This is a genomic window from Pseudomonas sp. NPDC012596, assembly GCF_042902325.1.
Taxonomy (GTDB): Bacteria; Pseudomonadota; Gammaproteobacteria; order Pseudomonadales; family Pseudomonadaceae; genus Aquipseudomonas.
The window spans coordinates 1-9307 of record NZ_JBIBEB010000004.1; the positions used below are offsets into that span (position 1 = coordinate 1).

A 9307-nucleotide genomic window follows, 5' to 3' on the forward strand; every position below is an offset into this window, starting at 1 on the left:
CCAAGGCGAACAACCATGGCCTGACTGGAATGGCACGTTGCAACAAATGTGGGAGCGGGCTTGCCCCGCGAAGCGCCGCGCGGGCGGCGCTCGATTTACGCCACACCCCAAAACTCAAGGCATGCGCCCAGCAACCCCTCAAAAACCGATAAATGCGTAATACACCGGCGGTTCGTCCGTCGTTTGCAGCCCGAGCCCCTGGAGCCTCGCCGCTAGCTCATCATCCTGCACATGCAATGTCCACCGGCAATCATCAGGCTCAGGCACCTGCCCCAGCGCCCGAGTAAACGCCCCCATCTCCGGCAGATACGCAGTAAACCCGTTCCCCTTCAACGCACTGGTCGTCATCCCCAGCACCTGGCACACGGCAACCTTGCTGGCGATATCGTCCCGGTCAGCCTGCCGCGAAGCCTGCACCAACGCCGCCAGCTCCGGGTCGATCGGTTGCGTACCGACGATCAGCTCAGGCCCTTGCTCCCAAGCCTCTGGTGGGCAGTCCTTGTTCGCTGGCCGCAATGGAATGTGCGGGTTGATTTCCACCGGGTAGATGCGGCAGACCAACGGCCGGGTCTCGTAGATGGTGCACAGGTCATTGTCGTCGAGGTTACGGCAGCGCCCGGGGTTGAAGGCGGCAAAAGTCACCGAAACGCGCATATCGCTGCCGCCGCAAGGCACTGGGTGCGAGCGGCGCAGCACATGCTCACGCTGATCGGCCGGCATGCCCGGGCCGTCTACCACGAACGCTTCGATCAGCACCACCACCTGGCCGCCGGCCGCTGCCCACTGGCGCGACTCGCCCAGCGTCAGCGGCACATGGTGGCCTGTGCAGCACTTGCCGCAGCCGGTACAGGCAAAACGCAGGCTATCGTTCACTTGGCGTCAGGGTTCCATTCGCTGACGAAGGCGCGCTGGTGCTGGCGGTCGAACAGGCACAGCTCGGTGCCGGTGCGTTGCTGCATGTGCTTCTGCGGGTAGACGCCTTCGATGACCAGCGCGCTGAAACCCACCTGGTCATCGAATTCCGCAGGCTTGCCGCGGGCGTGGGCATCCTTGAACTGGCTGGCGGCCAGGCAGGCCTTGAGCATCTGCTGGCGTTGTTCGTTCCAGGCCTGGTTACTGGAGGCCTGGGCGCTGAATGCTGAAAAGATGATCACAAAGAACAAAAATTGTCGAGCCATCACGGGTTCCACCTACAAATGGGTGAATTATGCCTTTGATATTGGATGGTGCAAACGGTTATTTCCTACAGCATTCTCGGATTTTTTACGCATTGTTTCAAGCGCATGCTTAGATCAATAATTCCTACTTCAATTTTGACCTGATTTTTGTTTCGGCTATAAGGTTATTGTGCGATTTGCATTTGACATGTTCCGCTGGGGGTGGGAATGCGTTTTGAAGGTGATTACCAAGAGCTTAGGGCAAAATTGATTCAGTTGGATTCTGCTGGCGTTTGGAAAGCGTTGAATCCGAATCAATATCAGTTTCGAGCTAATAGTGGCGGGGTGCTAAATTGGTATCCCAATACCCGCAATATGACGTTCCAAGGAAAGCCAGAGGCTGCAGGTGCGCTCCAGTGTCTGGTTCAAGACCTGCTCGCTATGGAGGATGGACCGCAACCCCAGAGTTTAGCTGATGAGGCTGATGAAGCTATCAGAAGCTTGGCTGAAGAGAATGTAATAATAAACGCGTCTTTTTTAGATGATTCCTACTCTGATTCAGAACTGGTTATTGGCTTGGTTGGTGCGGTTGGTACTGACTTGAAAATTGTTTGTCAGCTGTTGGAGGAGCGCCTCAAAGCATTTTCCTACGAGGCTCATCAGATAAAAATTTCATCTGATGTTATCGCCATGCTTGGGGAAGCGCCAATAGCAAAAAATGAGTTTGAGCGTATTGATGGGTTCATGGTTGAAGGTAACAGGCTTCGGAATGAGTGCCAGGATAATTCTGTGCTGGCGCTTGGCGCGGCGGCAGCCATAGGAAAGATGCGTGCTGAGAGTGCTCCTAGAAGAAATGCCTATATCATAAATTCTTTAAAAAGCCCCGATGAAGTCCAGCGGCTCAGAAAGATATATGCGGGTGGCTTCTTCCTTATTGGTGTGCATGCAGATTCAGAGCGCAGGCATAAGTATTTAGCTGAGGACCTCAGGCTGTCGAAGACGCAAATTGATAATCTTGTTTCACGGGATGAAAACGAAAAGGAAAAGTTTGGTCAGCACACCAGAGATACTTATCATTTGTCTGATTTTTTTATCAGTAATGATGGTCACCATGACGATCTGAAAAAGCAGGTTTGGCGAATACTGGATCTGCTGTTCGGGAAGCCATACGTTACCCCAACTTTTGATGAGTATGCTATGTTCATGGCGTTCTCAGCTTCATTGCGATCTGCGGATTTATCGCGTCAGGTGGGTGCGGTCATCGCCAAGGACAATTGTATTGTTGCTACAGGAGCTAACGATGTTCCTCGCTCAGGGGGAGGCTTATATTGGCCTAGTAAAAACGAATCTCATGAAATCGTTGACGCAGAAGACGGTCGTGACTACAAGCGTGGCGAAGACTCCAATGCCGCTCAGAAAAAGGCAATAATCGATGGGCTGATAGCGATTTTGCCTGACCACCTTAGGGTTGAACTTACCCCTTTGATTTCATCAAGTGGAATAAAGGATATTACAGAGTATGGGCGGGTTGTGCATGCAGAGATGGAAGCGATTTTATCTTCGAGTCGTGCTGGCGTAACCGCTTTGGGTAGTACAATTTATTGTACTACCTTCCCTTGCCATAATTGCGCTAAGCATATAATAGCCGCAGGTATAAAGAGGGTGGTTTATGTAGAGCCTTACCCTAAAAGCAAGGCGCTACAATTTCATTCCGATGCGATATCTACCAATCCTGATAGTGCAGGTGTCTTGTTTCAACCCTTTATGGGCGTGGGACCACGTAGTTTTTTTGATCTCTTTTCCACAAATCTGGGAAGTGGCTATCCTGTCATACGTAAGACAGTCGACGGTCAAGTGGTTGACTGGCGCGAAGCAGATGCTAAATTGCGCACCCAAATGTTGCCATGCTCCTATATCGAGCGTGAGTCCATAGCAAGCACTATGCTGTCAACGTACCTGAAGGAGAAATCGGATGAGCGGAGCTAAACAGGATTTTCTTCGTTACCTTGACGATTGCCGTAAGAAAGTCGAGCAGTGGCCTAGCTGGAAGCAGGAGGCTCTGAAAGCACCGGTAAGAGATCGAAGCCAGTCTGATGGCGCTCCTCAGGTGCGGGTGCAGTCCAAGCGCGGATGATGGGACTCGGCAGGGGTCTTAAGCGACCAACTGCCGAGTTATTGTGGTGTTAGCGCTCGGCAAACACCACAGTGCGCGCCGCCACCACCAGGCAGTCGGTCAACTCGGGCGAGGAGAACTTGGTGAGGATGGCATTGGCCCCCGCCTGCCTGGCCTTTTCGGCGCTCATGGCGCTGTCCAGCGAGGTGTGCAGCAGCACGTAAAGGTGCTGGAAGTCTGGCGTTTCGCGCAGGGTGCGGGTGAAGGCGTAGCCGTCCATTTCCGACATCTCGATATCGGAAACGATGATGTTGATTTCCTGCCCGGTGCCCTGCAACTCCAGCAGCACGTTGATGGCATCCTTGGCACTGCGCGCGGTGTGGCAGTCGATGCCGAGGTTGCGCAGGGTATGCACCGATTGCTGCAACGCCACCTGGCTGTCGTCGACCACCAGGATATTTGCAGCGGCGAGCAGGCTGGCGTCCTCTTCGTTCAGTACGCCAGGGGCCGGTTCCGGCTCGGGTGGGGCGATGGCATGGATGACTTTTTCGATGTCCAGCACCTGCACCAGGGTGTTGTCGACCCGGGTCACGCCGGTGATGAACGAGCGGCTGCCCGAGCCATACGGCGGCGGCTTGATGTCGGTGCTCAGGCAATGGACGATGCGGCTTACGCCCTGCACATGCAGGCCCTGGCGTGAGCGGCTGATCTCGGTGACGATCAGGCAGCCACCCTCGGGGTCGGCCAGCGGGCGTTCACCGATGGCGCGGGACAGGTCGATCACCGACAGCGGGTTGCCGCGCAGGGTCGCCACGCCTTTCACATGCGGGTGCGATTCGGGCAGCCTGGTCAGCGCCGGGCAAGGGATGATCTCGCTGACCTTGAGCAGGTTGATTGCCATCAGCTTGCCGCTGCGCAGGGTGAACAGCAGCAGGGACAGCGAATCCGCGCGGGCATTTTGCGTGGCCATGGTGACCTTCGTGGGAAACAGGGGATATCGGGTTATCGGCCTGTTTTGGCTGGGCTTTAACTTGGCGGCAGCCCTATCGCCGGCAAGCCGGCCCCCACCTCAAGACACAAGCGGCTTCAGCCACGAAGCAGGCGCCGCGGTGGATGGCACCGGCTTCGCCGGTGTTCGCGGCTGAAGCCGCTCCTACAGGATCCCCGCCAAATCAGTAAGGTAGCGATTGTTCTGTGGGAGCCGGCTTGCCGGCGATGGCCGCGCAGCGGCCCCTAGCGCTCGCGCAAGGCCTCCTTGGCGCGGTTCAGCGGCTTGATCAGGTAATCGAGAATGGTCTTCTCACCGGTGCGGATATCGACCGTGGCAATCATCCCGGGCACGATCGCGAAGTGCTTGCCTGCTTTGTTCTGCAAGCTGTCCTGCTCGGTGCGGATAAACACCCGGTAGTAGTAGATCTCCGGTTTCACTTCATCCTGCAGGGTGTCGGGTGAAATCCCCACCACCTTGCCATCCAGCCCACCGTACACCGAATAGTCATAAGCGCTGATCTTCACCTTGGCCGCCTGGTCGGGGTGGATGAAGGCGATATCGCGGGGGGCGATGCGGGTTTCGATCAGCAGCCTTTCATCCATCGGCACGATCTTCATCACCTGCCCACCCGGCTGTACTACGCCGCCCAGCGTGTTGACCTCGATGTCCTTGACGATGCCGCGCACCGGCGAGCGCAGGGTCAGGCGGGTGAGCGAGTCGCTGCGCCCGCGGATCACCTCCGACAGGCTGTCGGCTTCGGCGCTGGCCTTGGCCAGCTCTTCACGGGCGCGCACCAGGTAATCGGAGCGTGCTTCGTTGGCCTTGAGCTCGAGCTCCGAGCGCTGGCGGTTCAGGCGGATCACTTCGACGCGGCTGGATGCCCCCATCTTGGCCAGGTTCTCGGTGATTTTCAGCTCGCTGCGCACCAGCCGCAGCGAGTCCTCGATGCCTGCCAGGGTCTGTTCCAGGCCGCGGCGGCGGGTCTGGTACAGCGCGGTTTCGGCGTCGATCAGGTCGGCCGAATCGCGCAGGCTGTCGGGGAACACCAACGGTTTGCCGGTGACCTCGGCGCGCAGGCGCGCCACGCTGGCCTTGGCCGCTCGGTACTTGGCCTCGCTCTCACCAACGCTGGAGGCCGTCTTGGTCGGGTCCAGCTGGGCGAGTATCTGGCCGCGCTCTACCATGTCGCCTTCGGCCACGTTCATCTCGGCGATGATGCCGCCTTCGAACGACTGGATCACCTGCTCTCGGGAGCTTGGGATCACCTTGCCAGTGCCGGTGGACACCTCGGTCACTTCGAACCAGGCCGCCCAGCCCAGAAACGCCGCAAGCATCAGCGCGCACACGCTGATGACCCGGCCCGCGCGCAGCACGGCCTGGTCGTCCTGGCCATCCAGGTAGGAGGCGGGGAGTTCATGGTTGCTCATGCCTGCGCTCCTTGCAATTTGGCCAGTGCGGCGTCGCGCTTGTCGTCGATGACGATGCGCCCACCATCGAGCACGATGATCCGCTCGACCCGTTGCAGCACGCTCAAGCGGTGGGTGGCGATCACCAGGGTACGGCCCTGGCAGAAGCGGTCGAGGTTATCCAGCAGCTTGCGCTCGGTCATGTCGTCCAGCGAGGCGGTGGGTTCGTCCAGCAGCAGTACCTGCGGCTGGCGCACCAGCAGGCGCGACAGCACCAGGGCCTGGCGCTGACCGCCGGAAAGGCCGATGCCGCCCTCGAGGATCAGGTGGTCCATGCCTTTGGGCAGGCGGCGCACGAAGTCCAGGGCGCCGGTGGCGGCCAGCGCGGCGACCAGTTCCTGGTCGCTGGCCTGGCCGGCACCCAGGGTGAGGTTCTCGCGCAGGGTGCCGTGGAACAGCCGCGCATACTGCGGCAACAGGCCCACGTCACGGCGCAGGTCGGCAGGGTCGAGGTGGGCAAGGGCGATACCATCCAGGGTGACTTCGCCTTGCACCAGGTCCATCGCGCCGCCCAGTGCCTGAAGCAGGGTCGACTTGCCGGCGCCATTGCGCCCCAGCACGGCAATGCGTTCGCCGGGCTGGATGTCCAGCTGGCCGATGTTCAGCACCGGTGGCGCCTCGGCGTCGTAGCGGAAGTTGGCCTGGCGCAGCCTGTACTCGCCGCGGATGGCCGGCAGGTGCACCCGCGCTTCGCCTTCGGGGTGGTCGACCGGCGACTGCATCAGCTTGTCCAGGCCTTGCAGTGCCACCTTGGCTTGCTGCCAGCGGGTCAGTACATGGGTGAGCTGGGCCAGCGGCGCCATCATGCGCGAGGACAGCATCGACGCTGCCACCAGGCTACCGGTGGTGAGGTCGCCGGCAATCACCATGGGCGCGCCGATGACGATGACCACGGCAAACACTGCGCCTTGCACGTTCTGGGTCCAGGTCACCAGGCCATTGGTGAGGGTGCGCAGATGCAGGTTGGTGTGCGCGCAGGCGGCGTTGTACTGGTTCCACTGGCGCTCGAAGCGCGCTTCGGCCTGTAGCGCCTTGATCTCGTCCAGGCCCTGGATGCTCTCTACCAGCATGGCGTTGCGCAGCGACGACTCGCGCATCGAAGCGTTGGCCAAGCGTGCCAGCCGGCGTTGTGCCAGCAGGCCCGGCAAAAGCATGGCCAACAGTGCTACCAGCGGAATGAACACCAGCACGCCGCCGATCAACCAGAACACGAACAGGAACAACAGGAAGAACGGCAGGTCGGCCAGCGCGGTAGCGGTGCTGGAGGTGATCAAGTCGCGGATCGACTCCAGTTCGCGTAACTGCGAAATGAACGAGCCGGTGGATTTGGGCCGTGCCGAATTGCGCAGGCGCAGCGCGTGGCCGTAAACCAGGTCCGACACCCGCAAGTCGGCGCGCTTGCCGAGCAGGTCGGTGACCTTCAGGCGCAGCAGGCGCATGCTGAAGTCGAACACCAGCGCCAGCACCACGCCGCCGAACAGCACGTACAGGGTTGGCAGGGATTCGGCGGGGATGACCCGGTCGTACACCTGCATGGAAAACAGCACGCCGGCCAGCGCCAGCACGTTGGCCACCAGCGAGGCGACCATTACCTGCCCGTACGGGCGCAGGTCACGCAGCACGATACGGGCGAACCAGTGGCGGTCGTATGGCGCGGTGTAGTCGTCGGTGCGCACGTCGCGCAATGGCCGCGCCGGGCGCATCAGCGCAACGCGGTTGATGCGCCCTTCGAGCGCTTCGCGGGGCAGGCGCGAGGTCAGGCTCTGGTCGCCAGCGAACACCACAGCCAGCTCATCGGCCTCGGTCACGGCTTCGACCACGGCCAGCTGGCCGTCGTCGAGTTCCAGTACCAGCGGCGTGCGCCATTGCCGCAGGGCCTTGGCGTCGAAGCGCACAAAGCGCAGCGCCAAGCCAGCCTGGCGCGCCATGTGGCGGAGGATCTCGTCCAGCGGGCGGGCATCTTCCACGGCCGCCAGGCGGATGCGCTGGGGCGAGACATCCAGGCGGTAGTGGTGGGCGACCTGCAGCATGACTTCCAGCCATGGCCCGAGGTCCGGGCGATGAACCACGGCTTGCTCGGGAGGCTGCTGCTGGCTGGCTTGGCTCAGGTTGACGGTATCGTTCATGGCTCGATCTCCACACCTTGCAGGTTGCGCCCTTCAAGGCCGAAGGCCATGCGCAGGGCACCGGTGTTGTACAGGCAGTCGACATCCAGGCGCAGCAGGTCGGATTGCGTGCCGGCGAGCTCGAAACGTGACTGATAGATTTCCTGCTCGGCGTTGAGCAGGTCGAGCAGCGGCCGTGTGCCCAGGTCCAGGTACTGCCGGCCGTACAGCTCACGGGCTTCCTTGATGCTCACCTGGCGTGCTTCCAGCGAGCTTAGCCGGCGGCCCAGCCCCGAGGTCTGCGCCATGGCTTCGGCCAGGCCGCGGCGGGCTTGCAGGCGTGCGGCGTCTTCGGCGGAGTCGGCGGCGGTCAGGGCATGGCCGGCGGCGCGGCTGCGGGCGCTGATGGCACCGCCTTGGTAGATGGGCACTTCGAGGTTCAAATAGATGCCCGCCTGGGTGCGGTCGATGCGGTTGTTGTCGCGGTTGTAGTCGTCGTCAAGGTAATGGTTGACCTGCGGCTGCAGCGACAGGGTCGGGTAGGCTTCGGCCTTGGCCTGCGCCAGCTCCGCCCTGGACTGCGCGCGCAGGGCCAGCGCCATGAGCACCGCAGGCAGCCGGTCGTCGCCGCTTGCCGGGCGCTTGCACGCCTGGGCCAGTTCGGGCGGTGTTTCTTCGGCCAGTGCGGGCGGCGCTACGCGGCCGAGCAGGGCCGCGAGGATCGACCGCCAGCGCTCGTACTGCGCTTGGTATTCTTCAAGGGTCGCGCGCGCGCCCTCCACGCGGGACTCGGCCTGCACCACGTCAGAGCGGGTGCTGGCGCCCATGTCGCTGCGCTGGCGCGCCATGCCGGCGATGTCGCCCACGCCGCGGATCTGCTCACGCGCAATCACCATGAGCTGCTCGTAGCGGCGGGTTTCGATCCAGGCGTAAGCGGTATCTCGCGCCAGGTCGTCGACCACCAGCAGGATGTTGGCCTGGGCGCGGGCGGCGGCCGCATGGGCCGCATCGACGGCGCTGTCGACCTTGCCGAAATCGTAAAGCATCTGTTTCAGCGACAGGTTCAATGCCTGGCTGCTGCGGTCGCCGCCGTAACCGGTGTCATAACCGGTGCGGATACCGCCGGAAATCTGTGGGTAGTAACCGGCGCGGGCTACGTTGATGCCTTCGCCTTGCTTGTACAGGTTGCCGATGGCTTCGGCGATGCTCGGGTGCCACTGTGCGGCTGCCACCACCGCTTCAGCCAACCCCAGGCGGTCGCCATTGCTGGCGGCCTGGCCGGAGGGTGGACGGGCGGGGATGGCATCGGGGGCGTCCCGTAACAGCGACGGCCCGATATTGCGCAGCTTGGGATCTATGTCATCGGCTGCGTGGGCAGCCAGGTTGGTGTTCAGTACCAGGAGCCCGAAGGCTCCCAGCAACAGCGGTGTCAGCGGACTGCTTCGCTTCACATAATTCCCTTACTGCTGATCGTC

The 9307-nt window shown here is 61.2% G+C and carries 7 protein-coding genes; 1 reads left to right on the forward strand and 6 read right to left on the reverse strand.

Annotated elements, in window-relative coordinates; genetic code table 11:
* Positions 1–138: 138 nt before the first annotated feature.
* Positions 139–873, reverse strand: a complete 735-nt coding sequence (locus tag ACFY68_RS06400) for a YkgJ family cysteine cluster protein (protein ID WP_387524670.1) — start codon at positions 871–873, stop codon at positions 139–141.
* The gene (locus tag ACFY68_RS06405) at positions 870–1178 is read right to left on the reverse strand and encodes a hypothetical protein (RefSeq protein ID WP_387524673.1); all 309 of its coding nucleotides are present in this window, start codon (positions 1176–1178) and stop codon (positions 870–872) included. Before ACFY68_RS06405 ends, ACFY68_RS06400 begins: the two co-directional genes overlap by 4 nt.
* A gap of 207 nt (positions 1179–1385) precedes the next feature.
* Between ACFY68_RS06405 and ACFY68_RS06410 the strand changes: the two genes are divergently transcribed.
* The gene (locus tag ACFY68_RS06410) at positions 1386–3143 is read left to right on the forward strand and encodes an anti-phage dCTP deaminase (protein ID WP_387524676.1); all 1758 of its coding nucleotides are present in this window, start codon (positions 1386–1388) and stop codon (positions 3141–3143) included.
* A 197-nt stretch (positions 3144–3340) separates the two neighbouring features.
* On the opposite strand, the gene ACFY68_RS06415 is transcribed toward ACFY68_RS06410, so the two are convergent.
* From ACFY68_RS06415 to ACFY68_RS06430, 4 genes are all read right to left on the reverse strand, one after another.
* Positions 3341–4240: a chemotaxis protein gene (locus ACFY68_RS06415; protein WP_387524679.1), complete on the reverse strand. Its 900-nt coding sequence runs from the start codon at positions 4238–4240 to the stop codon at positions 3341–3343.
* A gap of 263 nt (positions 4241–4503) precedes the next feature.
* Complete coding sequence (locus ACFY68_RS06420) at positions 4504–5688, reverse strand: HlyD family type I secretion periplasmic adaptor subunit (RefSeq protein ID WP_387524682.1); 1185 nt, start codon at positions 5686–5688, stop codon at positions 4504–4506.
* Entirely contained in the window at positions 5685–7853 is a 2169-nt protein-coding gene (locus ACFY68_RS06425; RefSeq protein WP_387524685.1) for a type I secretion system permease/ATPase, read from the reverse strand. Before ACFY68_RS06425 ends, ACFY68_RS06420 begins: the two co-directional genes overlap by 4 nt.
* Complete coding sequence (locus ACFY68_RS06430) at positions 7850–9283, reverse strand: TolC family outer membrane protein (protein WP_387524688.1); 1434 nt, start codon at positions 9281–9283, stop codon at positions 7850–7852. Before ACFY68_RS06430 ends, ACFY68_RS06425 begins: the two co-directional genes overlap by 4 nt.
* Positions 9284–9307: the final 24 nt, after the last annotated feature.